The sequence below is a fragment of the Paenibacillus aurantius genome (genome assembly GCF_032268605.1).
Taxonomy (GTDB): Bacteria; Bacillota; Bacilli; order Paenibacillales; family NBRC-103111; genus Paenibacillus_AO; species Paenibacillus_AO aurantius.
The window spans coordinates 6,182,934-6,205,565 of the sequence record NZ_CP130318.1 but is presented as its reverse complement, the minus strand read 5'-3'; the positions used below and the strand labels follow the sequence as shown (position 1 = coordinate 6,205,565).

General features: G+C 57.5%; 19 protein-coding genes. 11 read left to right on the top strand and 8 right to left on the bottom strand.

The genetic code is table 11. The features are described 5' to 3' along the window. Positions 1-90: 90 nt before the first annotated feature. The 3 genes from MJA45_RS28075 to MJA45_RS28065 form a co-directional block, all read right to left on the bottom strand. Complete coding sequence (locus tag MJA45_RS28075; RefSeq protein WP_315605187.1) at positions 91-1,149, bottom strand: ATP synthase beta subunit C-terminal domain-containing protein; 1,059 nt, start codon at positions 1,147-1,149, stop codon at positions 91-93. A 188-nt stretch (positions 1,150-1,337) separates the two neighbouring features. After that, positions 1,338-3,032 (bottom strand): M3 family oligoendopeptidase, encoded by a 1,695-nt coding sequence (locus MJA45_RS28070; RefSeq protein ID WP_315605186.1) that lies wholly within the window; start codon positions 3,030-3,032, stop codon positions 1,338-1,340. A 153-nt stretch (positions 3,033-3,185) separates the two neighbouring features. Then, a complete protein-coding gene (locus MJA45_RS28065; protein ID WP_315605185.1) occupies positions 3,186-3,782 on the bottom strand; it encodes a TetR/AcrR family transcriptional regulator in 597 nt (198 codons plus the stop codon). 162 nt (positions 3,783-3,944) lie between these two features. On the opposite strand from MJA45_RS28065, the gene MJA45_RS28060 reads away from it, so the two are divergent. Beyond that, on the top strand, positions 3,945-4,832 hold the full coding sequence (locus MJA45_RS28060; protein ID WP_315605184.1) for an ABC transporter ATP-binding protein: 888 nt from the start codon (positions 3,945-3,947) through the stop codon (positions 4,830-4,832). Further along, entirely contained in the window at positions 4,829-5,635 is an 807-nt protein-coding gene (locus MJA45_RS28055) for an ABC transporter permease subunit (RefSeq protein ID WP_315605183.1), read from the top strand. The genes MJA45_RS28060 and MJA45_RS28055 overlap by 4 nt, the downstream gene beginning before the upstream one ends. 286 nt (positions 5,636-5,921) lie before the next feature. Here the strand turns inward: MJA45_RS28055 and MJA45_RS28050 are convergent, their stop codons facing one another. After that, a complete protein-coding gene (locus MJA45_RS28050) occupies positions 5,922-7,205 on the bottom strand; it encodes an MFS transporter (protein WP_407083089.1) in 1,284 nt (427 codons plus the stop codon). Positions 7,206-7,383: 178 nt separating this feature from the next. Here MJA45_RS28050 and MJA45_RS28045 point away from each other — a divergent pair, with 178 nt between their 5' ends. From MJA45_RS28045 to MJA45_RS28015, 7 genes are all read left to right on the top strand, one after another. Then, on the top strand, positions 7,384-7,869 hold the full coding sequence (locus tag MJA45_RS28045) for a DinB family protein (RefSeq protein WP_315605182.1): 486 nt from the start codon (positions 7,384-7,386) through the stop codon (positions 7,867-7,869). 34 nt (positions 7,870-7,903) lie between these two features. Further along, on the top strand, positions 7,904-8,584 hold the full coding sequence (locus MJA45_RS28040; protein WP_315605181.1) for a hypothetical protein: 681 nt from the start codon (positions 7,904-7,906) through the stop codon (positions 8,582-8,584). Positions 8,585-8,845: 261 nt separating this feature from the next. Then, complete coding sequence (locus tag MJA45_RS28035) at positions 8,846-9,955, top strand: alcohol dehydrogenase catalytic domain-containing protein (protein WP_315605180.1); 1,110 nt, start codon at positions 8,846-8,848, stop codon at positions 9,953-9,955. 172 nt (positions 9,956-10,127) lie between these two features. Continuing rightward, positions 10,128-11,006 (top strand): carbohydrate ABC transporter permease, encoded by an 879-nt coding sequence (locus tag MJA45_RS28030; protein WP_315605179.1) that lies wholly within the window; start codon positions 10,128-10,130, stop codon positions 11,004-11,006. A 105-nt stretch (positions 11,007-11,111) separates the two neighbouring features. Beyond that, positions 11,112-11,852: a carbohydrate ABC transporter permease gene (locus MJA45_RS28025; RefSeq protein ID WP_315608121.1), complete on the top strand. Its 741-nt coding sequence runs from the start codon at positions 11,112-11,114 to the stop codon at positions 11,850-11,852. A 57-nt stretch (positions 11,853-11,909) separates the two neighbouring features. Continuing rightward, on the top strand, positions 11,910-13,241 hold the full coding sequence (locus MJA45_RS28020) for an ABC transporter substrate-binding protein (protein WP_315605178.1): 1,332 nt from the start codon (positions 11,910-11,912) through the stop codon (positions 13,239-13,241). A 108-nt stretch (positions 13,242-13,349) separates the two neighbouring features. Beyond that, positions 13,350-14,111: a DeoR/GlpR family DNA-binding transcription regulator gene (locus MJA45_RS28015; RefSeq protein ID WP_315605177.1), complete on the top strand. Its 762-nt coding sequence runs from the start codon at positions 13,350-13,352 to the stop codon at positions 14,109-14,111. 55 nt (positions 14,112-14,166) lie between these two features. On the opposite strand, the gene MJA45_RS28010 is transcribed toward MJA45_RS28015, so the two are convergent. Genes MJA45_RS28010 through MJA45_RS28000 form a run of 3 tightly spaced genes read right to left on the bottom strand, consistent with a single transcriptional unit; the run spans position 14,167 to position 17,371 of the window. Further along, positions 14,167-15,147, bottom strand: a complete 981-nt coding sequence (locus MJA45_RS28010; RefSeq protein ID WP_315605176.1) for a 2,3-diaminopropionate biosynthesis protein SbnB — start codon at positions 15,145-15,147, stop codon at positions 14,167-14,169. Positions 15,148-15,159: 12 nt separating this feature from the next. Beyond that, the gene (sbnA, locus tag MJA45_RS28005) at positions 15,160-16,149 is read right to left on the bottom strand and encodes a 2,3-diaminopropionate biosynthesis protein SbnA (protein ID WP_407083088.1); all 990 of its coding nucleotides are present in this window, start codon (positions 16,147-16,149) and stop codon (positions 15,160-15,162) included. Further along, positions 16,118-17,371, bottom strand: a complete 1,254-nt coding sequence (locus MJA45_RS28000) for a phenylacetate--CoA ligase family protein (RefSeq protein WP_315605174.1) — start codon at positions 17,369-17,371, stop codon at positions 16,118-16,120. Before MJA45_RS28000 ends, sbnA begins: the two co-directional genes overlap by 32 nt. 177 nt (positions 17,372-17,548) lie before the next feature. Between MJA45_RS28000 and MJA45_RS27995 the strand changes: the two genes are divergently transcribed. Next, positions 17,549-18,331: a YheC/YheD family protein gene (locus MJA45_RS27995; RefSeq protein WP_315605173.1), complete on the top strand. Its 783-nt coding sequence runs from the start codon at positions 17,549-17,551 to the stop codon at positions 18,329-18,331. 391 nt (positions 18,332-18,722) lie between these two features. Here MJA45_RS27995 and MJA45_RS27990 read toward each other — a convergent pair whose 3' ends face one another. Next, positions 18,723-20,963, bottom strand: coding sequence for a dockerin type I domain-containing protein (locus MJA45_RS27990; protein WP_315605172.1), 2,241 nt, complete (start codon positions 20,961-20,963; stop codon positions 18,723-18,725). A gap of 569 nt (positions 20,964-21,532) precedes the next feature. Between MJA45_RS27990 and rlmN the strand changes: the two genes are divergently transcribed. Continuing rightward, positions 21,533-22,606 carry a dual-specificity RNA methyltransferase RlmN gene (gene rlmN, locus MJA45_RS27985; RefSeq protein WP_315605171.1) on the top strand — a complete coding sequence of 358 codons (1,074 nt, stop codon included), beginning with the start codon at positions 21,533-21,535 and terminating at the stop codon, positions 22,604-22,606. The last annotated feature ends 26 nt before the right edge of the window (positions 22,607-22,632 follow it).

Here is a 22,632-nt window from a genome sequence, read left to right as displayed (position 1 = left end):
TCTAATGTTGTCCGGCGGGAAATAAAAAAAGGCCGGCGAACCGATCCATACAGACCGGCCCGCCAGCTTCCTTTTGTCGGAAACCACCAATCAGGGGGTAAGCGCCAGACGTCCTCTAAAAAACAGCTCCGAGGGCTCCGCCGTATCCATTTCCCCGTCCAGGATCCGCTTCACATCCTCCAAGGTCTCGTAAAGCGTCAGCCATTCCCCGGGCTTCTTCGTGTACGGCTCCGCCACATAAAACGGCTGGGCCAGGAAGGATTCCAGCCTCTCACCCCGCTTGTAAAGCTGGAGGTCGGCGTCGGTAATCTTGTCTACCCCTTGGGCCGTCACAAGGGATCTCATTTCCCGGTAGCGGCGGAGCAATTTCTTCGCCCGCTGCTGGGCGGCCAGGTGTACCGCATCAAGAAAGGCTCCTTCGAGCAGGGTGGAGGTGGAGGCAATCGGATCGACAGCGGGATAGATCGAACGGCTGATTAAGTCCGCGTCGAACCTCCAGAGGGTATCTAGCGGCCCGTACGCTCCTTCTTCATCGGCTGCCTCACATTTGGTGTCAACAAGCGCTATGGTAATGGGTCTAGCGCCATTTTCCTTCAGCTTTTCCCGCAAGGCCAATAATTCACCCGAAAGGACCTTGCTGCGATCCACGCCAAGCAGGATATCCTTCTCTTCCCGAAGGTCGGCAAGACATTGAAACAGTTCTTCCGGGGCGGAATGACGGAAATCGGATTGAGCTTGAACATGTTCGATTCCGGGAGTATCCCTAACGGGATCCCAGAAGACGGTGGCAAACCCTCGTTTCTTCATTCGCAGCATCAATTCCGCCAGCAGCACCAGCTGCCCCATGTTCGGCCTGGCAACAAACCCTACCGTTCCCCCTCGTGCTATCGGTGCCAGCAAATCCAAAGCCTTGATACCCGTTTCGATCATTCGCAGCCCACTCCCTCTTATAATGAGTTCATCCAGACTACATCCTGCTAAAGAAGCCAGGGCCACCAACGTACGGACTTCCGCCCGCCCAACCGGTATTTTTCCCGTGCATAAATTGGAAACCGTCGCTGCTCTAAGTCCGGCTTCCCGAGCTGCGGTGGTCAGGTTAGGAACCCGGCGGCGAAGCAAAGGAACGTTAAGCTGCAGCTCTTCATCCATTTTTTAACACCTCCTGTTACTTTATATAGTAATTATAATTACTTCAAAGCGCAATAATATTTGGCAAAAAATGTGATTATATTTTGAACAGGGGCAGCGATTCTTTATGGAGTGCAAAAAAACGCACGGTCCTATGGGAAGGCCATGCGTTTTTGTAGGATCCATGCGATAGGGAATGCCTTTTTCCCTTAAAACTGCCGGTCGTCCACGCTGTCCAGCCAGGAGGTGATGCCGCCGATCACGCTCGTGACGCTCCCGTTCTCGAACGGCGAAAGCAGGCCTGCGCTCTCGGCCAGCTTGGTGAACGATTGGCTGCCGCCCAGGCGGCAGAGGGCCAGATAGTCCTGCCAGGCGGCTTGGAAATCTTCCCGGGACCGCTTCCAGAACTGGAAAGCACAGAGCTGGGCGAGAGTGTAATCGATGTAATAGAAAGGCGTCTGGTAAATGTGGCTCTGCTTCTGCCAGAATCCGCCGCGCTCGAGGTAATCGTTGCCGTCGAAGCTTCTCCCCGGCTGATAAATCTCTTCGATTTCCCGCCATTTCCGTTTGCGCTCGGCCGGGGTGGCTTCCGGATGCTCGTAGACGAAATGCTGGAATTCATCCACCGCCACGCCGTAGGGAATAAAAGACAGGGAGGAGGCGAGGTGGTTGAAGCGGTATTTGTCCGTATCCTCCCGGAAGAACAGCTCCATCCACGGCCAAGCCAGGAACTCCATGCTCATGGAGTGGATCTCCGCCGCTTCCATCGTCGGCCACCAGTATTCCGGGATGTCGAAGCTCCGGCTCATGTACACCTGGAAGGCGTGGCCGGCTTCGTGGGTGAGCACGTCGATGTCATGCGAGGTGCCGTTGAAGTTGGCGAAGATAAAAGGAGACTCGTACTCGCTGATGTAAGTGCAGTAGCCCCCGCTTTCCTTTCCCTTCTTGCTCAACAGGTCCATGAGGCCGCGCTCGGTCATGAAGCGGTAGAAGGCGTCCAGCTCGGGGGCGAGCTCCCGGTACATCCGGCGGCCCTGCTCCAGAATCCAGTCCGGGCCGCCCTTCGGCACGGCGTTCCCGCCTTTGAAGCGGAAGTCTTCGTCGTAGTACTGAAGCGTGTCGACGCCGATCCGCTTCTTCTGGCGCTCCGCCAGCTTGACGCAGACCGGAACGATCTCTTCCCGCACCTGGCGGCGGAAGTTGGCCGCCATGGCCGCATCGTAATCGGTCCGCCCGAGCCGGTCGTAGCCGAGCTGGACGAAGTTCTCGTACCCCAGCTTGTGCGCGATGGCCGTTCGCAGCCGCACAAGCTCGTCGTACAGCCGGTCCAGCTCCGCCTCGTGCTCCGCCAGGAAGCCGAACCTCGCTTCGTTGGCCCGGCGCCGGACGTCCCGGTCGGTCGACTGCGCATAAGGAGCCAGCTGCGAGAGGGTGTACTCTTCCCCGTCGAACGGTATCCGGGCGGAGGCGATGAGCCGGGTGTATTCCGACTTCAGCTTGTTCTCCTGCTGCAGGTCCTCGATGATTTCCGGCCGGAAGGTCTTGAGGGCGAGCTCGGCCAAGCGGAGAAGCTGGGTCCCGTACTTCGCCTCCAGCTCCGCGCGGAAAGGGGACTCTGTCAGGGCGCGGTAATAATCGGTTATGTATTCCTGAATGACCGGTCCAAGCTCGTCGAAGTATTCCTGCTCGGTTTTGTAGTATTCCTGATTCGTATCGACCGAATGGCGGATGTAAACAAGCTGGCCCATCGAATCCACGACGCTGCGGATCCGGTTAACGGCTGCGATGGCCTCCGTCTGCCGCTCGAAGCTCTCCGCCGCCCGCACGTCGGCAATGGCGGCCCGCAGGGCTTCGGTAACGGCCTTACGCTCGGGCCTTTCATAGCGGTATTCGCTGAAATTCACTTCCCGCACCTCTTTCTCCCTAAAGATATACGCATCACTTGCTGTCTGAATCGATTATACCGGATGCCGCGAAAGCTGTAACCGGATCAAAGGTTCGATTAAGCACAAATCCCTGCAGGCGGCCGGCCATTAAGACGGAAGCGGGCGGAAGGCTTAAGGCTTGCCGCAAATGCCGTAGAAGAACATGTGGACGATGCCTTCGAGAAAGCCCTCCCGGTCCTCGCTCTGCGCGGCCATCCCCAGGACGAGTTCGTACTGGTTCATGTACAGCTGCATAAGGGCCATCACCTGCTCGGCGGACACCTTCTCCGAAATTTCCCCGCTTTCCTTGCCCTCCTGGACAATTCTCATGGTCAAGGGCAGCGTTTTCTCCTGGTACTGCTCGCGGAAGAAGCGGTCCAATTCCCGGTTCTCTTCCATCATCTCTTTAATCAGGCCGGGCGGGAGCTCCTTGTAGGAGGCTTTCTCCAGCGAAAGAATGTGCTCGATCTTCTCCTTCAGGGAATGGCCCTCGTTCAGGTACGCCTCAAAATCCCGGATGGATTTCTCCGCATAATCCTTGATGACCTCCGTCAAGAGGGCCTCCTTGCTTCCGAAATAGTTATAGATGGTCACCTGGGAGACCCGGGCTTCCTTGGCAATGTCGGCGATGCGCATTCCCTTCAGGTCCAGAGCGGTCTGCAGCATGGCGAACGTCGTTTGCTTGATCTTGTTTTTGATTCCTTGGGCTCTTTTCTCGAATCCGTTCACCCGTTTTCCTCCCAAATGGTCAGCTTATGCAGCATTTCGTGAAATGATGTCAACTAAATATTTCATAAAGTCATTGACGGCTTCAGTTGCCAGGTATAGTATAACATATGAAATCTGACGAATTGGATATTTCATTTTTTCTGAAACCCTTGGAGGTGCCGTATGCTGACGGTGGAACGGTTGACCAAACGTTTTTCGAACGGGAAGGGAATTTCCGAGGTGTCGTTCACGGTGGAGAAAGGAGAGGTCTTCGGGTTCCTGGGCCCGAATGGCGCGGGGAAATCGACCACCATCCGCCAGATCATGGGCTTTATCAAGCCGGACCGCGGGTCGGTGAAGATTAACGGGCTGGATACGTGGAAGGAGCAGGGGAAGGTGCAGGCGTATGTCGGATACCTGCCGGGGGAAATCGCTTTTATTGAAGGGATGACGGGAAAAAGCTTTCTCGACTTCATGGCCGCGATGCAGGGGGGGAAGGATTCTTCCCGGCGGGCCCGTCTGATCGAGAGGCTGCAGTTCGACGTGAACACGCCCATCCGCAAAATGTCCAAGGGCATGAAGCAGAAGGTCGGGATCGTCGCCGCCTTCATGCATGACCCGGAAGTGATCATCCTGGATGAGCCGACCTCGGGGTTGGATCCTTTGATGCAGAAGGTTTTCATCGAGCTGGTGCTGGAGGAGAAGGCGCGGGGGAAGACGTTCCTCCTGTCGTCCCACAGCTTTCCGGAGATCGAGAGAACGTGCGACCGGGCCGCGATCATCAAGGACGGCTTGATTGTGACCGTGAAGGATATTCATGAGCTGCAGTCGATGCAGCGGAAGCTGTTCGAGGTAACCTTCGCCGACGAGGCGGAGGCGGAAGCTTTCGCGAAGTCGGGGCTGCCGATTGAATCACGGGAAGGAACCCGGGTTCGGGCGGCCGTCCAAGGTGACTATAACCGGTTCGTGGAAGAAACGGCGAAATACCGTATCCGCAGCCTCGATACGTTCTCCCAGAACCTCGAGGATGTCTTTATGAATTACTATGACCGAAAGGAGGGGGAGCAATGAACGCCACCCTCTATAAGCAGATGCTCCAGGTCCATCTGAAGGGATTTCTGAATTACGCTTTCGGCTCCGCCTTCTACATTCTTCTTATGTTCTGGCTGTACCCGGGCATTGCCCGTAATGCGAAGGCCATCGACGACCTGGTCGCCTCCATGCCGGCAGGCGTGGGGAAGGCGTTCAGCCTGAACGGCTTCGGGAGCGCGGAGGCTTTCATCTCCGGTGAATATTACGGGCTCCTTCTCGTGCTGATTCTCGCCGTCGTTTCCGTCCAGGTCGCCACCCGGCTGATGGCCAAACTGGTGGACCAGGGCTCCATGGCCTATCTGCTCGCCACCCCGACAACAAGGGCCAAGGTCGCGTTTACCCAGGCGGGCGTGCTCGTCACCGGTCTTGCCCTGATCCTCGCGGTGACCACCGCGGCCGGGTTCCTGGGAAGCGCCTGGTTCCTGAACGGGGAAGAGGTCAACCCCGCCAAGTTTCTGCAGATGAATGCGGCGGCGTTTCTGCTCTTTTTTGCGGTGGGGGGTGTGGCCTTCCTCATTTCCTCCCTCTCCAACGACGAGAAAAAGGCGGCCGGCCTTTCGGGCGCCGTGACGTTCGGCTTCTTCAGTCTCGATCTCCTCGGCAAGCTGAGCGACAGCCTCGACTGGATGCGGGCGCTCTCCCCCTTCTCCCTCTACCGGCCCGGGGAAATCATCAACGGGCAGATGGCGCTGACGGGGCCGTTCCTCCTTCTGGCCGGCATCGGGCTGGCGGCTTTTGCTCTGGCTATTATCCTTTTCCGCAAGCGCGATCTGCCCTTGTAGCGGGGGAGCAGCGGGATGGGGAGTCCGGATGCCCATCCGAACGCGCAGAATCGTGACGCAGCCGCCAGCAAATCGAGGGCCTGCTTGTTCTCGATTCGTTAGCCGCTAAGGCATAGGGATTCGGACAAGAAGAGGCCATCCCGGTGCCTTATCCATAAGCGGACCGCGTGTTTCCGGCCATCATAAGCAGGCCAGCCCGAATTTCCGGCTGGCCTGATCCTGCGAGGCTGTCCCTCCGGCAGATTGCTCTGCCTTGGGGGACGGCCTTTTTATCGAGGGAAAAGGCTTAGCGGTCGAGGGGAAGCCGCTGGGCGGTCTGGCTGGGGGCCTCCGTTTCGGGCACGAGCTTCAGCACGACGATGCCGATTAGGAACAGGATCACCAGGCTGAACACGCCGAGATTGGAGCGTCCCGTAAGCTGGGCGGTGACCCCGACGAGCACCGGCCCGAGGATGGAGGCGAATTTGCCAAAAATGTTATAGAACCCGAAGAACTCATTCGCCTTCTCCTTGGGGACGAGCTTTGCGTAATAGGAGCGGCTCAGCGCTTGAATCCCGCCCTGGGACGAGGCGACCATCATCGCGAGAATCCAGAAATCCAGTGTGGTTTTGAGGAAATAGGCGTACACACAGACGGCCATGTAGATGATAATTCCGGCATAGAGCATCGTTTTGCCCGTAAATTTCTCCGCCAGCTTCCCGTAGAGCACCGCAAAAGGAGCGGCCACCACCTGGGTGACGAACAGAATAATAAGCAGATTGGTCGAGGAGATGCCGAGATCCGAGCCGTAGGCCGTAGACATGGTAATGACCGTCCCCACACCATCAATATAGAAGAAGTAGGCAAGCAGGAACAGAAATAAGGTCCGGTATCGGCGTATATCTTTCAGGGTCGTGCCCAGGCGCTGGAAGCTGGCCGCTACCGTGTTCGGGATCTTCTCCAAATAATAGACCTGACGTACGTTGCGCAGCAGAGGCAGGGTGAAGACGCCCCACCACACGGCGGTGATCAGGAAGGCGATCCGGCTCGCGGTGGCGGCCGACAGGGGAAGGATCCCTTTTTGAGCAAGAAGAATGATGATAATACTTACAATAAAAGGAATGGTGCTGCCGATATAGCCCATACCGAAGCCTCGGGCGGACACCCGGTTCATCCGGTGTTCGGGGGTGACATCCACGAGAAATGCGTCATAGAACACGTTCGACCCGGCGAAGCCGATGGCCGAAAGGGTATAGACGATCAAGAGGAGCAGCCACTGATCGGGAGGGACTAAGGCAAGCGCGGCGGTAGAGGCGATCCCAAGCACGAAGAAGAAACGGAAGAAGCGCTTCTTGAAGCCTTCGTAATCGGCAATGGTTCCGAGAATCGGGGACAGGATGGCGAGAATAAAGGTCGCGATGCCGATGGTATAGCCGAGGTAGGCGGTGGAGTTGGCGGCCGACACCCCCGCGTCCGTCGCAGCGGCCTTGTAAAAGAGCGGGAAGACAGCTGTCGTAATGATGATGGAATAAGCGGAATTCGCCCAATCGTAGAGCATCCAGCTTCGTTCCTCTTGCGAAAAATGTTTCACGTGGAAAATTCCCCCTTATTATGAAACCATTCCAGCTACTCTGATCATAAGGCATAATGGGGTTCCAGGGAAGGTTGAAAACGGTTTCGCCAATCCCGCAATCCAAAAGAAACGCCGCGGCGGGATGCTTGGTATAGTGGAAGTCAGCAGGGTCACCATTTGAAGGAGGCTGGAAAAGATGAACTCACTATTGGTCAATCAATACGAGCTGCTCAGCGGGTTGTTTATCGAGAATATTGCCAAGCACATACCGGAGGAGATTGCGGATCTTCAGCCGGAGGGCTTCTCCAATACGATCCGGTGGAACATCGGGCATGTGCTGTTTCTTACGGAGCAGCTGGTGAATTTCCCGGAGCGGTCCGCGGATCCCCTGCCGGCGGAGTATGAGAAGCTGTTCGCCAGAGGAACGAGGCCGTCCGAATGGGCATCGGAGCCGCCGTCCCTGGAGGAGCTGGCCGGTCATCTGAAGGAACAGCTGGAACGGTTTAAACGCATTCCTGAGGAGAGGCAGAGCCAGGTGCTGCAGGAGCCGGTGGAAGGGATGCGGACCTTTGAGGAGCTGGCGAGCTTGATTCTGGTTCATAACTCCATGCATGTAGGGATAATCTTCACCATGAAGCAGGTCATCGAGCATTCGCTTGAGAAGAGTGCTATGGAGGCGTAAGGGTTCATCTGCCTCTAAGGAAGGGGGTAGGTCCATGAGTAAGCTATTGGACGACGCGGTTCGTAACAATATCCTATGGTGCGGCTGGGTCAGCCGCGCTCACGGAGCGGCGCATGCCTACAGCGGGAACCTGTGGAGGCTCGAGTCGCAAGGGCCGCCGTACTATCCCGACGCGATTACAACGAACCGGCTTGCCACCATGGAGGAGATCAGGCAGTTGGCCGAAGCCCCTCGGCCCCCAGGCAGCCTTAAGGACAGCTATGCCCTTCTGGATCTGTCGGTGGCCGGCTGGAAGCTGCTGTTCGAGGCCCAATGGATTCATCACCCGGCGACGGACGCTGGTTCGTATCCTCCTACATGGCGGAAAGCGGAAACGCCGGAGGAGACACAGGCATGGATTGCGGAGAGCGGGCTGCAAGGCGTCCTGCCTCCGGAGCTGACCCGGCACCCGGACATTGCCCTGTTATGGAGCCGGCCGAGCGAATCTGCGACCGGTTTTGCGGGGAACCGGGGGGCAGGGGTCGTCGGCATCACCAATGTATTCGGAGGCGGGGGTGGCCATGAAGAGTTATGGTCGGCCATCCCGCGAATCGCCGCCGTTGATTTTCCGGGACTCCCGCTCGTCGGGTATGAACAGGGAGCATCACTTGCCGCCGCCCTCAAGTCTGGATGGACGGCCCTGGGACCGCTCCGGGTGTGGATCAAGCCTTCATAGGGAACAGAAACCGTCAGCCTGCGGGCCAACGGTTTCTTTTTCGTGCATGCAAATGAACAGTAATAAACAGAAGAAACGCCCTTATTTAACAAAGATAAACAAAAAGTGAAGGGATTCGAGAAAAAGCGTTGACAGGATTTGCAAGCCGGTAGTATACTTCATCTGAGCAATATTGAGCATAAATTAATTATTATCGAGTGTAAATGAACAGAAAGCGGAACACCCGATAGGATTTCTGCTAAAGAAAGAGGAGGAGAGAACTTGAAACAGGCTAATTTGCAGCAGAACGGCGTGAAATCGCGCGCTTACCGCTTGGTACAACCGCACGAAGTGGTGGAAACCGCTCTTGAGCATGAGCTTAGGGAGTGGGAGGTGGCCGTGGAGCCTACGCTTGGCAGCATCTGCCATGCCGACTTGCGGTATTTCAGCGGACAGCGGCGTCCCGAGGCGTTGAAGAAGAAGCTGCCGATGGCGCTTATTCATGAAGGAATCGGAACGATCGTTGAAAGCGGAACCAGCGACCGGGAAATCGGACAGCGTGTCGTCGTGGTTCCCAATATCCAAGGCTATCTGCTTAACGGAACGGCCCAAGAGGAATGCTGCCCATCCTGCCAGGATACCCGGAACAGCCAAGGGAGCAACTACTGCCAGAAAGGGCGTTTTCTCGGAAGCGGTTTCGACGGCATCGCCCAGAGCCGGCTTGTGGTGCCTTCTGCAAGCGCTATCCCGGTTCCCGACGAGGTTCCGGATGAAATTGCGGTCCTGACCGAACTGAGTTCGGTTTCGTACCAGGCGCTGCATCATGTGAAGGACCTGCTGCCCACGGCACGTGTCGTCGTGTTCGGAGACGGACCTGTCGGCTATCTGGCCGCTGCCATGCTTCACCATGTGTACGGCGTAAGCGAAGACCGTCTGACCGTGTTCGGAGCCGTTCCCGAGAAGCTCGGGCAGTTTGATTTTGCAACCCGCCATCTCGTTCAGGAGTATGATTTCTCGGCCGGCGGCCTGTACGACGTTGCTCTCGAATGCACCGGGGGACGGTTCTCCGAAAGCGCGATCAACCAGGCGATTGATGTGCTGAAGCCGGGTGGACACCTCATTCTGATGGGCGTTACGGAAGAGCGTGTGCCGATTAACACCAGGGATGTGCTCGAGAAGGGCCTTACCTTGAGAGGCAGCAGCCGGAGCTCGATCGAGGATTTCCTTCCCGTGCTGGAGGCGATGAAGGATCCGCGCTGCCAGGACACCCTGCGCAAGCTGCTTCCGTCTGAGAACACGGTTATCCGGTCGGCGGAAGACTTTGCCGAGGCGATGGAATATGCGGAGAACAACCGGGGCTGGAAGAAGGTTCTTCTGGACTTCGAATGGTAATATTTGCGCATAATCATTAAGATTATATAAATTTGAGCGCAAAGTAATGACAAAAACGAGCAAATGAAGTACACTTAATGAGCAAGGAAGAATGCGCTTTCACGAAGAAGTAAACATTTATACGCATTCTGCCGAACTTAATACTGGTTATAGGAAAGGAAGGAGGATGCGGATGTCCAGAAACAGGCTTTGGGGCAAGCTTCGCCCCTACGTCATGATCGGTCCCGCCATGGCCGGGATTATTCTGTTCGTCATCTACCCGGTGCTCTACCTGATCTACTTAAGCTTCTTCAAATACAACCTGCTGAACAAAGCCAAGAGCAAATTCATCGGACTGGACAATTACAGCCAGATCTTCTCACGCGCCGACTTCTATAAGACGCTCTGGAACACCTGCCTCTACACGGTAGGCGTGGTGGTGCTGACGATGGTTCTCTCCCTGCTGGTAGCCGTCTGGCTCAGCAACAGCACCAAGTTCAACTCCTTGATTCAGGTAGGGATCTTTACGCCGCATATCATCTCGATCGTCTCCATTTCCCTTGTGTGGCTGTGGATGATGGACCCGAATGTCGGCTACCTGAACTATATTCTGAAATCGCTCGGCCTGCCTCCGTCCCAATGGCTGCAGAGTTCCAAAACCGCCCTTGGTTCGATCATTCTGGTCTCGGTGTGGCACAGCATAGGCTATTACGCCTTGATTATGGTGGCCGCCATCAAAGGGATCTCGAAAGATATTTTTGAAGCGGCCGACATCGACGGGGCAAGCAAACTGCGCGTTCTGCTCCGCATCACGATTCCGATGATCTCGCCTCAGCTGTTCTTTATCCTCATCATCATGACCATCGGCTCCTTCAAAGTATTCGATACGGTGCGGATCATGACGGGAGGCGGACCGAACAAGGCTACCGAAACGCTTGTTTATTACATCTATGAATTCCGGACCACAAACATCGGGTACGCCTCGGCCACCGGGGTTGTGCTGATGGCGGCTATCGCCGTTCTCACGGTCGTTTATTTCCGGATGCTGTCCAAGAAAGTCCATTACTCTTAATGGCTCTGCACCGGTAGAGGAGGGTTACGCTTGAGCTTGAACCGCACGATCAGCAATGCTTTGAAATTGGTCCTGCTGCTTATCTTTGTCTTCCCGTTTCTGTGGATGATCTCGACTTCCTTGCAAACCTATGCCGAGACCTTACGATTCCCGCCCACTCTCGTTCCGGCGGTTCCGCAATGGGAGAACTTCGTCCGTGCGATGAGTGCCGGCCCGTTCATGACCTATGCGAGGAACTCGGTCATCATCACGCTTTCGATTCTGGTGATTCAGCTGCTTGTCATGATTCCGGCGGCTTATGCTTTTGCTAAATACCGGTTCCGGGGCAAAACGGTCATGTTCAGCATGATCCTGCTGGCCTTCATGATTCCCGGACAGGTGACGTTCATTCCGGTTTACCTCATGATGGCCGACTGGGGAGTGATCAAGACGCTGATTCCGCAGATCATTCCGTTCATGTCGAATGCGTTCGGGATTTTCCTGCTCCGCCAGTACTTCATGCAGACGCCGGAAGAAATCATCGAAGCGGCCCGGCTCGATAACGCGAGCGAGTTCCAGATTATTTGGAGAATCATGACTCCGATGGCCTTGCCCGCTCTCGCCACGGTTGTTCTCTTCAGCTTCGTCAGCCACTGGAACGATTACTTCTGGCCGCTGGTTATGACGGATTCCACAGGCGTGCGTCCGCTGCCGGTCGGGATCTCCATGCTTAAGGAGACGGAAGGAATCAGCAATTGGCATATTATCATGGCCGCCAACGTGGTGCTGGTTATCCCGATTTTGCTCGTCTACACGTTTTGCTCGAAGTATATCGTTCGTGCCTTCGTTTATTCAGGGATTAAATAACCGCCAGGTTTCCATCCCTTGGAATAATATGACCTATCAGATGGAGGGGTAAAGAAAATGAAAAAGAAACTTAGCGGAATGATGATGGCCGCCGTTATGCTCACAGGGGTAATGGCCGGCTGTTCGAACGGCTCCGGCACGGATAGTGCTTCCGGGTCTCCCGCTCCGGCCGCATCGGCCAACACGGGCGGAGACGCTGGTAAAGGCGGCAAGGTAACCATCCAATTCTGGCATTCCATCGGAGGAAAGACGGGAGAATACCTGCAGGCCATGCTGGACCGCTTCAACAAGTCTCATCCGAATATTGAAGTGGTGGGCACGTTCCAAGGCTCTTATGACGAAACGGCCACCAAGCTTCAGCAGTCGCTTGCCGCGAAGACGGCTCCTGACGTCTCCATGCTCGAGCGCGCTTATGTGCAGCAGTTTGCGGAAGCGGATGTTCTCGAGGACATGACGTCTTACATGAAGAAGTCCAACTTGAGCGCCGATGACTTTGTTCCCGGGCTTATGGGACACTCGACCTTCAACAAGAAGCTCGTTTCCCTGCCTTTGAACCGTTCGACCCCGATCTTCTACATCAACAAAGACCTGCTCGATGAGAAAGGCCTTGCCGTTCCGAACACCTGGGAAGAGCTGAAGAAAGTGGCGAACGCCCTGGTAGTTAAGGAAGGCAATGAATACAAGCGTTACGGAATGACGCTCGTCCACGATTCCTGGTACCCGATCGCGTTCATTACGCAGGCCGGCGGCAAGTTCTTCAATGACAAGGGAACCTCGCTTGGCTTTATCGACAGCGGCGAAGGCAAGAAAGTGTTCAGCTTCCTGAAGGATATGCAGAGCACGGGAGCCTTGTACTACCCGCCGTCCCAGAACTCCGGCAACGTGGCGATCCAAATGTTTACCGAGGGCAAAGTGGGCATGATGTTCCAGTCCACCGGCGTTATGGGGTCCCTGGGCTCGAACGTAAAGTTCAAGATGGTAACGGCCTTCCTTCCGAAGGATAAAGTCAACGCCGAGCCTACCGGGGGCGCGAACATTGTGATGACCTCCGACTCCAAGAACAAGCAAGCGGCTTGGGAATTCGTCAACTGGATCATGACCGATCCTGAAGGCGGCCTGCAGTTCGTTCTTGATTCCGGCTACCTGCCGTTTACGAAGAAGATGGTCGAGACCCAGCAGATCAAAGATCTGTGGGCCAAAGAGCCTAACCGCAAGGTGGCCTATGACCAGCTGCAGTACGCCGTGGATACGAACAAGAGCACCGTATGGCCGGAAGTCATGAAGGAATTCCATTCGATCATGCAGGCTATTATGTATGACAACAAGGACATTGACGCCAGCCTTCAGTCCTTCAAGAAGGAAGCCGAGCGGATTCTGAGCTCCAAATAATCGGCGGGTTGCTCCCGCATCTAATCGAATAATGTAGAACGGGGCCGGGCTGAACGGAGCGCGGCCCCTTTTGCGGAAGAAAGCTGGAAGAAGGAGGGGAAGGATACCTTGCTTGCGGCGGAACGGAAGTATCAGATCGCGGCTTATGTCAAGCAGCACCGGGTAGCGTCAGTTGCCGAGCTGGCCCAGCAGTTCAACGTTCATGAGGCCACCATCCGGCGGGATCTCGAGGCGATGGTTCAGACGGGGCAGGTGAAACGGACCCACGGCGGGGTAACGATTGATCAATGGACGCACAGCGAGCCCTCGTTCAGCGAAAGGGCGCTCCGGGAGCTCGATCAGAAGGTGCGCATCGGCCGCGCGGCGGCCGAGCTGGTGGAGGACGGGGATCATATCCTGATCGATTCCGGGACGACGACGCTCCATATGGCCAAATACCTTGTCCACCGCTCCAACATCACGGTGGTCACGAACGACATGAACATCGCCGGAGAGCTGAGGGAGGCTCCCGGCATCAAGGTCATCGTAACCGGCGGGGAGCTGTATCCTTCCAGCTATATGCTGAACGGCATGTTTACCGATCAGGTGCTGGATTCCCTGCATGTTCATAAGGCGTTTATCGGGATTCCCGTGATTCATCCCAAATACGGGCTGATGCATCCCGAGGCCAAGCTGGTTCCCGCCAAGCAGGCCATGCTCCGGGCGGCGGGAAGAATCATCGTGCTCGCCGACGACACGAAGATCGGCAAGATTTCGCTTCATACCGTCGCTCCCGTCGATGCGCTTCACACGCTGGTAACGGGAACCGAGGCGGGCGAGGCGGAGGTTAAGCCATTCCGCGACAGCGGGCTGGAAGTGATTCAAGTATAAGAAGAAGGGCCCTCGCTGCGCTAAGGAGGGCCCTTCTTTTTTGGTTGGCCGGCTCTTACGGAGCGGGCGGTTCCTCCAGCTCGATGCCGCGGCCCTGCCGGAGCGCTTCTTCATGGTAGAATCCGGCGATGGCCATGTCGAAGATGGCGAGCCCCATCGGATTGAAGAAGACGGGTTCCTCCGGCGCATAGCGGGAGAGCGCACTTCCCCAGAGGACATCCTCGAGAAGAAGGGCCCCCTCGGGCTGCAGGCCTTTCTCCAAATGGAGCCGCTCGATGTCGGTATTCTCCCGGCAAATTTCCTGCCAATCGTCCACGACGACGGCGCGGATCCCGGCCACACTCTCCGGCTGGTAGTCCCGCAAAGAAACATTAAGAAGCAGGGTTCCCCGCGGAGGCGGCTCGTCGATGTACCGGTCGGGAGATACGGTGCAGGTGGCGAAAATATCGGAGTTCCGGTAAACCGACCGCCAATCCTCGGCGATCTCCGTCTTGGCCCGGAGGGCCGGCGGGATGGTCTCGGGATCAATGGGCCTCCGGTCGTACAAGCGGACGCGTTCCAGCCGGTCTCCCAGGAGGGCGGCGGCCATGTCCAGGTGAGTGCGACCAATCGGGCCCCATCCGATGATGCCGAGGGAACAAGCGGCGGAAGGTCTAGCCGCACGGTAGGCGTTCAGCATGGCTCCGCTCACCGCTGCCGTCCGCAGGGCATTCAGCAGCCCGCAGTAGAAGAAGGCCGTGGGGCGTCCGGTGTCGGGATCGTTCAGGATAATGGTGTTATGCGCCCGGGGCAGCCCGTGCCGGTGATTGCCCGGGAAGCTGGCTATCCACTTGATCCCGGCCCGGCGGATGCTTCCCCCCGCATAGGCGGGCATGGCGATGATCCGGTTAACGGGATCCTGGAAGCGCAAGTACGGCTTTAGCGGAAAGGCGCAGTCGCCTTCCGCCTTGATCCGCACCGCTTCCTTCACGATGTCCGTCAGCTTGTGCCAGTCGACTCCCATGCCGCGGATGTGCCCGTCATGTAAATAAAGCATCGTTACGCCTCCTTAAGCGGAAGTCCAGGCGGGATCGAGCTCCTGCCGGACCCATTCGTCGTTATAGACGGTGGCCAGGTAACGGTCCCCGCGGTCGGGCAGGATGGCGGCGCAGACGGCTCCGGCCGGCAGGGTATCCGCGAGCCGGCGGATAGCGGAGATCACGCCTCCGGAGGAAGCGCCGGCCAGAATCGCCTCCCGGCGGACGAGATCCCGGCAGCCCTGGACGCAGTCCAGGTCCGACACATACACGACCTCGTCGGCCACATCGGGCCGGAACAGGCCGGGGGTCAGCCCGGCGCCCAGGCCGGGAAACCGGCGGGGGCCCTTCTGTCCCCCGAAGATGACGCTGCCCGCCGCATCGACGGCCACGATGCGCGTCGTCCATTGGCGGCTGCGGATGTATTCCATGCAGCCCCGGATCGTTCCGCAGGAGCTGACCCCGCAGAACAGGTAGTCCACGGGGCCGAGCTCCTCGCCGATTTCCCTCATGGTGGTGGCGGCATGGGCTCCGGAATTGTCCGGATTGCCGTACTGGTTGGTCCAGTACGTATGAGGATACTGCCGGAGCAGTTCCTGCACCCTCCGGATTCGGGCCGGAAGGAATTCCCCCGTTGCCGGGTCGGGCTCCGACACCAGATCGATTTCTCCCCGGTAGCTGCGGATGATCTGCTTGTGCTGCTCCGTGGTCCGGGGGTCCACCACGCAAATAAACCTCAGTCCCAAGTACCCGCACAGCTGCGCCAGGCTGATCGCGAGATTTCCCGAGCTCGATTCGATCACGACGGTTTCCGGGGTCACCTCACCCCGCCGGATCGCTTCCCGGAGCATGAACAGGGCCGGCCTGTCTTTGGCGCTTCCCCCGGGGTTCATTCCTTCCACCTTGGCATAGACCTGAAACGGCGCCCCTTCAAACAAGCGATTCAGTCTGATCAACGGAGTGCGACCGATTGTATCGGCTATCCCACCTTCAAGTTTCACTGGACTCCCCACTCTGCTCATAGAATAGTTTCTTGCCCTTGATAGAACCGCCCGAAGTGAGCTCCTCCGCTTTCACCCGGATTACCCGGATGCCGTCCAGAAGGCGGGCCTGGATCATCATGCCGATTTCGGGTATGAGGTGCTCAAGGTCATGGCGGATGGAATGCAGTACCTCATCGGTTGCCAAGGGACTCGCAATCGCGACCGTCAGGGCATTCCCCGTTACCTTTACCCGGAATCCCGCTTCGCTCAGATGGCGGTAGACCACCGTTTCCACGTCGTAAATGCTGATCTTCTCGCCATGCTTCAAGTCCGGGCCGATCCGCTTGACCAGACTGTGAAAGCTCGGCGTCCATCGGCCGTCCACCAGGATAGGGCGCAGGTCGCGCACCACATCATACGTGACGTAACGCAGCGCCGGAAAAGCCTCCCTTACGAGAGACGTCAGCACAAGCACCTTCTCCTGCGCGTCAGGCAGGGGCTCGAGCCCTTCCCCGAGCTCCTCCGAACCCATCCCTTCGGCCGACAGGCCTTCGGCCAGCACATAACGGCCGTGCTCGTGGGAGTAATAGGCGATGGTGCCGACCTCAATGGAGCCGTACGTGTCTGTGATCTGCTCCGGCTCCAGGCCGAGCTGCCGGGCGGTTTCGCGGATCCAGGCGCGGGAAGCGATTTCTCCGACGAGAACGACATGGCGGATGCCATAAGAGGAAGGATCCGGAGATTCCAGCACAATCCGGTTGAGAATCGACGGCATGGTATAAAGCACCTCGGGCCGGAAGCTTTCGAGCTTGGCCAGGTGCTCCTGGATCGGCAGCCGGAAGGAGATGGATTCCACCTCCATCCCGAGTCTCCGGAAGACCTCGACCGCCGTCGCCTCCGCGTGTCCCGTTCCCATATCGGCGAGAGCCGTCCGGTACCGGCCGGTTCCGAGAATAGCGCGGAAGATGTCTTCCTTGATGCGGACGTACTGCTCCTCGTCCCAATCCGAATAGTAAATCGCTTTGCGGATCCCGGAGGAGGTACCGGAGGTCCGGTAGCAGTTCAGTTCAGGCCGGTCGGCGAGCGGATTATTCTCCGCATAATAATAGGCTTCGAGGATAGATGCGGTAACGAGCGGCAGGTCCTGCAGCGAGCGGACCGGTCCTCCGCCTGCTCCGTTCCCGTTTATCCAGAGACGGTACCAGGGCAGATACGGCTCCATGCGGGCTAAAGCGGATTGAAGGTTATCTGGTTGGTCCATAGGCTTCCCCTCCCTCTAACATTTCAAGGTGACAGCATATCCGACTCTATACCATATTCACTCCCAAAGGGTTGGTTACTTGTTTGGACACCCAAGAAATCCGCGGCCTGCGGCCCACACCCCTGCTAGAACCGGCCTGTATGATATAGAAGCCTGAAGAGAAAGGGAGATATGAGGATGAGCCGAACGTCGATTTCCAGCAAGATGATCAAAACCCGGCTTCTTTTGCCTAACCCGAGGTTAGCCAAGCATGTTCCGGAAACCCGAATTCTGACCCGGCACCGTTTGCGCCTAATGCTGGAAAAGTACCGGATGGTCTATGTGAAGCCGGACAGCGGCTCGAGAGGAATCGGAGTGGTCCGGGTCCAGAAAGGGCGGCAATCCTACCGGTACAAAAGCGGAGAAAGAACGCAATCGTTTCGCAGCTTCGGAGACATGTACCGCTCGCTGCGCAGGCGGACCGGGGGCCGGCTTTATTTGGCCCAGAGAGGAATCCGCGTGTTGAAGTACAGAGGCCGTCCCTTCGATTTCCGGGTGATGATTCAGAGGGATCCGAACCGGGTGTGGCAAAACACCGGCACGGTCGGCCGCTTGGCCCATCCCCGCAAAGCGGTGACCAACGGAAGCCAAGGGGGCACGATCTACCCCTCGGAAACCTTGCTGAGACGGACGGTCGGACCGGTGAGAGCCCAGAGGATGATCAGGGGGATGAACCGGCTGGCCCGGTTAACGGCCGCTCAATTCGGCCGCCGCTACCCCGCCATGAACGAGCTGGGCCTGGACATTGCGATCGACCGCGATCTGTATCCCTGGATCCTTGAGGTGAACACCACCCCCGATCCTTGCCCGTTCGCCCTCCTGGAGGATAAGAATGCCATCCGCCGGATCGTGGCCTACGGCAAAGCTTACGGGCGCCATTACCGGCTGACGTGCACGAAAGCGAAAAAGGCACCGGGCTAAGGCGGACGAACTAGTGCCTCATCCGGTAGCTTAGTTGGCAGGAGAACCCCTTGATGCGCACGAAGACGGGTGAAAGAGGAACAACATTAACGGATAAGGCACGGGACTTCTTCTCTTGGAGGTTCCCTACCGTCCGGCCCTCTGGCCCGGGCGGTTTTTGGGCTGTGCGGATGACCGCCCACCTCCGCCATGTCCGCTCCCTACCTCCTGACGCTTTGGAGATCTATTAGCTGCGTCCGCTTACCGGAATGCCGGGACCAGACTGCCTGCCAACAGATGTTGGGCAACGCAAAACTACCCTTGGCCTGCTGGAGGCCAAGGGTAGAGGGGGGAAAGGCTTCGATCCGACTTGCTATTAATGCTCTGTTACTCGTTAAGCGTCACGCACGCTCTACGAGCCGCTGTTTTTCTTCGCGACCAGCTGTACATCCTGGGAGTTGATCCGGTTGTCGCGGTTCACATCAAGGCTCCGGTTGCTGTCGGTGACAGGCTTGCCGATCGACCGGGCGACGAGCGCCACGTCCGCCGCGTCCACCTTGCCGCTGCCATCCACATCTTCAGGGATGGTCACCTGGATCGTAATCCGGTTCATCAGGGTCCGGTTGTAGGAAGGCGAATAATACAGGTTGCCGTCAACGGCAAGGGTAAAGGCTTCGGTGTCACACAGGTACTTCGATTCAAACGTTACCGGATCGACTGCATACAGCTTACGGCCGAGGTTGGCGAAGAGGATGCCGTCCTTCGAGAATTGCAGCTGGAAGTTGCCCCAGCGGAAGCCGGTTCCGTTATCGGCCGGATTCAGGTTGAACGACTTGACGACCTTCATGGAATGAGGGTTCATGGCGAAGACATACCCGTTCGCTCCGCCCCACAGCAGGCCGTCCGGTCCGATCGTCAGTCCTCCGATAGCCGGAGGATTCGTCAGTCCGGGAAGCTCCAGCGAAACCTCGCGAAGCTTCTGCTTCGTGACGGGATCCCAGACGAACAGCTTGGCTTCCTCCGCAACCGGGTCGGAGGCAACTCCGCCGTTGATGCTGGTGGATCCGTACAAGAGCCCGTCATGGTACACGAGCGAGATTACGCTTTGATCCTGGACGACGTTGCGGAATACTTCGAAGTTGGAGCCGGCGTTGGGATCGTCCGGATCAAACGAGATGATCGCCCCGCCCAAGGCTCCGTAGGTGGCGATGGAGCCGAAATAAATTTTGCCGCCGCCGATGGCCTTGGCCCCGATGCGGTCCTGCTCGTTGCCCACGATGAACATTTTCTTCGGATTGGTGGAGTCGGCCGGCAGGGAGAGATCATATTCCCACACGTCTCCGCCCGGATAGACCCCGAAGTACAGCTTGTTGCCATAAGGAACCACGGCTCCCGCCTGCCCCATCGGGAAGAGCGTGGAGGTGTTGGTGGCGATGTCGTAGGCCGCGGCCTTGGAGGCCTGCATGCCGGTTACATAAATTTTGCCGTCGGGTCCGTTCTCCAGCTTGTTCGTAATGGTAGCGGAAGGGGGCAGGATGTTGGGGTACCGTTTAACCGTTTTGGTCTCGGGATTGAAGAAGACGATAATGCCCTGGAAATTCATCGTCACGATGCTTTTGCCGGGAAGGTCGGGATCGTCCACCTCCACCCAGTTCGCGCCGCGGAACGCCGTTTCGTATTCCATGCCGGAATCTTCCACTGCAAAAGTGTTGACGTCGAAGGTTTTGATCTTCTTGTCCGCCGGGAAATAAATCTTGCCGTTATAGGACTCCCTCGGCAGCTGCAGCCCCGAGGAGCTCTTCTCGATCACAAGGTCGAGCCATTTGCCCTGCTGGATGTCGTAAATATACCGTTTCTGGGAGGTATCGAAGCGGACGACCACGAACCGGTCATCGACGATATTCAGGTCATAGCAGTACCCCTTCTCGTTAAGCGAGGAGGCGAGCTCGACCTTCTCCCCTGTCTTTACGTTCAGGCGGTAAACGCGGCTGTTGGAGGTGCCGGCATACACGTAGCCGTTGCTGTAATCGATGGCGCGCACATACACCTGACCGGATTCGACCAGTCTGCCGTAGTCATAGCCGGTTTTGGTGGCGGGATCGTATTTGAGAATCTTTCCTCCCGGGCCCGTTCCGATATAGACTTTGCCGTCTTCATCAATGGCCAGGCACCAGAAGGTGCTTTCTCCCGCGTAAGTAAATACTTTCTCGGCGGTTTTCGTTACGGGGGAATAAGCCCATAGCTGTCCGGAGGAGGTGATGTACACGGTTCCGTCCGGCGCGATGGCGTGGTTCCACACTTCCCCGCCGCCTTCCATCGGAATGGTGCGGAGCACCTTATAGTCGTCGAGGTCCACCACGTTCAGCATAGGGGGAATGCCCTTGACCGTCGTGTACATGACATTGTGGCCGTCTTCCTTGCCGGCCTCACCGTCGAACAGGCCGACGACGCCCGAGATCGGAGCGGTCAGGTATTCGGGGTCGCCGAATTTCACCTGATCCAGACTTACGTTTGAAACCGCTTTCTTGCCAGGTGCGGCCTGAGGCTGGAGAGCTTCTTCGGCGGATGTGACAGATGGGACGGCCAGTAGAGTTGCCACCATGACGGAGGACAGCAGGGAGGCCATCGTTTGGCGTAGCTTTCGGATAAACAAATCAATCCCTCCTTGGATGGGGTATATGTATGAAGACAAGCCCTGGTTTCGGGCTGTCCACAGACCGGATAAGGCACTGGAATGGTGCAAAAATCGGGATAGGAGAAGGGCAGAGCTCCTGGAAAACCGGGATCCCAGCCGCAGGGAAAACGGCTTGGCGGACACCCGCGTAAACGGAGCAGGCGTGATGCAGGGCGGGTCCCTCGAGGAGAGGACGGCCGCCGAGCACCCGTCAGAGCGGGATGAAGGGCTTCCAGATGAAGTTGTGGTAACCACGTGGTTACCAATATCATCATAGGCCTGTCTCCCCTCCTCTGTCAACGGGACGTAAGACGGAGAAAACCATAGGGAGTAGGTCTTATCTCCCTGTCCTGGGCTCCGTCTGGGACCTTTTTTGTCGAAAAGGGATAGGTTTCAGGAAGCATTCGTCCCCTGGAGGTTCCTTGCATTCAAACCGGGCCGAATAAGTAGTATACTAGTCGGAGGGGAAGGGGCCACGGCAGGTTTAGCCGCGTTCCTTCTTTCGCACAATAGAAGCAAGGACCCGCTTCACGGAAAAGAGGAATCTCATGATGAAACCATCTATATATGGATTAACCCTGAATCAGCTGGGGGATTGGCTGGAGGGCCAGGGAGAGCGGAGATCCCGCGCGGTGCAAGTGTGGGAGCAGCTGTACCGAAAGAGAGTGACGGCCTTCTCCGATATGACGGACGTTAACGGGGACTGCCGGCAGCTTCTCGAGGAGCATTATTCGATCGGAACCCTGACGGAGCATACGAGGCAGGAATCGGCGGACGGAACGATTAAGTTCCTTCTCAAGCTGACCGACGGAAACCTGATCGAAACGGTTCTCATGAAGCACAAATACGGCTTGTCCGTCTGTGTGACGACCCAGGTGGGGTGCAACATCGGCTGCAGCTTCTGCGCCAGCGGCCTGCTGGCCAAAAGCCGGGACCTGACGGCGGGAGAGATCGTCGGGCAGATCATGAAGGTGCAGCTTCACCTCGACGGGCAGGGGAAGGGAGAGAAGGTGAGCCATATTGTGGTCATGGGCATCGGAGAGCCCTTCGACAACTATGCCCACCTGATGAATTTCCTGACCGTCGTTCAGGATCATAAGGGACTCGCCATCGGACCGCGGCATATTACCGTTTCGACAAGCGGACTAGCGGGAAAAATCCGCGAATTCGCCGACAGCTCCCAGCAGGTGAACCTGGCGATCTCGCTTCATGCGCCGAACAACGAGCTGCGCACCCGCATCATGAAGATCAACCGCGGGATCCCGATCGAGCAGCTGATGGAGGCGCTGGATTATTACTTGGACCGGACCCGACGCCGGGTGACGCTCGAGTATATTCTCCTGAAGGACGTGAACGACGCGAAGGAGCATGCGCTGGAGCTCGCGGAGCTGATCGGGAACCGGCGGCCGCTCGTCAACGTCAACCTAATCCCGTACAATCCGGTGGACGAGCACAGCCAGTACCAGCGGAGCACCCAGGAGGCCGTCCGAGCGTTCTATGACGTACTCAAGAAGCAGGGAGTGAGCTGCAGCGTACGGCTCGAGCACGGAACCGACATCGACGCCGCCTGCGGCCAGCTGAGAAGCAAGCAAATCCGCAAGCCCGAGGAGCAGCATTCTTGAGAAGCTTGTCCTTCGGCCGCCCCTAC

Bases quoted from the DNA above. Each gene is read 5' to 3' on its own strand.
- MJA45_RS28075 (WP_315605187.1), bottom strand. From the start codon at position 1,149: ATGGATGAAGAGCTGCAGCTTAACGTTCCTTTGCTTCGCCGCCGGGTT.
- MJA45_RS28060 (WP_315605184.1), top strand. From the start codon at position 3,945: ATGCTGACGGTGGAACGGTTGACCAAACGTTTTTCGAACGGGAAGGGA.
- MJA45_RS28055 (WP_315605183.1), top strand. From the start codon at position 4,829: ATGAACGCCACCCTCTATAAGCAGATGCTCCAGGTCCATCTGAAGGGA.
- MJA45_RS28045 (WP_315605182.1), top strand. From the start codon at position 7,384: ATGAACTCACTATTGGTCAATCAATACGAGCTGCTCAGCGGGTTGTTT.
- MJA45_RS28040 (WP_315605181.1), top strand. From the start codon at position 7,904: ATGAGTAAGCTATTGGACGACGCGGTTCGTAACAATATCCTATGGTGC.
- MJA45_RS28030 (WP_315605179.1), top strand. From the start codon at position 10,128: ATGTCCAGAAACAGGCTTTGGGGCAAGCTTCGCCCCTACGTCATGATC.
- MJA45_RS28025 (WP_315608121.1), top strand. From the start codon at position 11,112: ATGATCTCGACTTCCTTGCAAACCTATGCCGAGACCTTACGATTCCCG.
- MJA45_RS28020 (WP_315605178.1), top strand. From the start codon at position 11,910: ATGAAAAAGAAACTTAGCGGAATGATGATGGCCGCCGTTATGCTCACA.
- MJA45_RS28010 (WP_315605176.1), bottom strand. From the start codon at position 15,147: ATGCTTTATTTACATGACGGGCACATCCGCGGCATGGGAGTCGACTGG.
- sbnA (WP_407083088.1), bottom strand. From the start codon at position 16,149: ATGAGCAGAGTGGGGAGTCCAGTGAAACTTGAAGGTGGGATAGCCGAT.
- MJA45_RS28000 (WP_315605174.1), bottom strand. From the start codon at position 17,371: ATGGACCAACCAGATAACCTTCAATCCGCTTTAGCCCGCATGGAGCCG.
- MJA45_RS27995 (WP_315605173.1), top strand. From the start codon at position 17,549: ATGAGCCGAACGTCGATTTCCAGCAAGATGATCAAAACCCGGCTTCTT.
- rlmN (WP_315605171.1), top strand. From the start codon at position 21,533: ATGATGAAACCATCTATATATGGATTAACCCTGAATCAGCTGGGGGAT.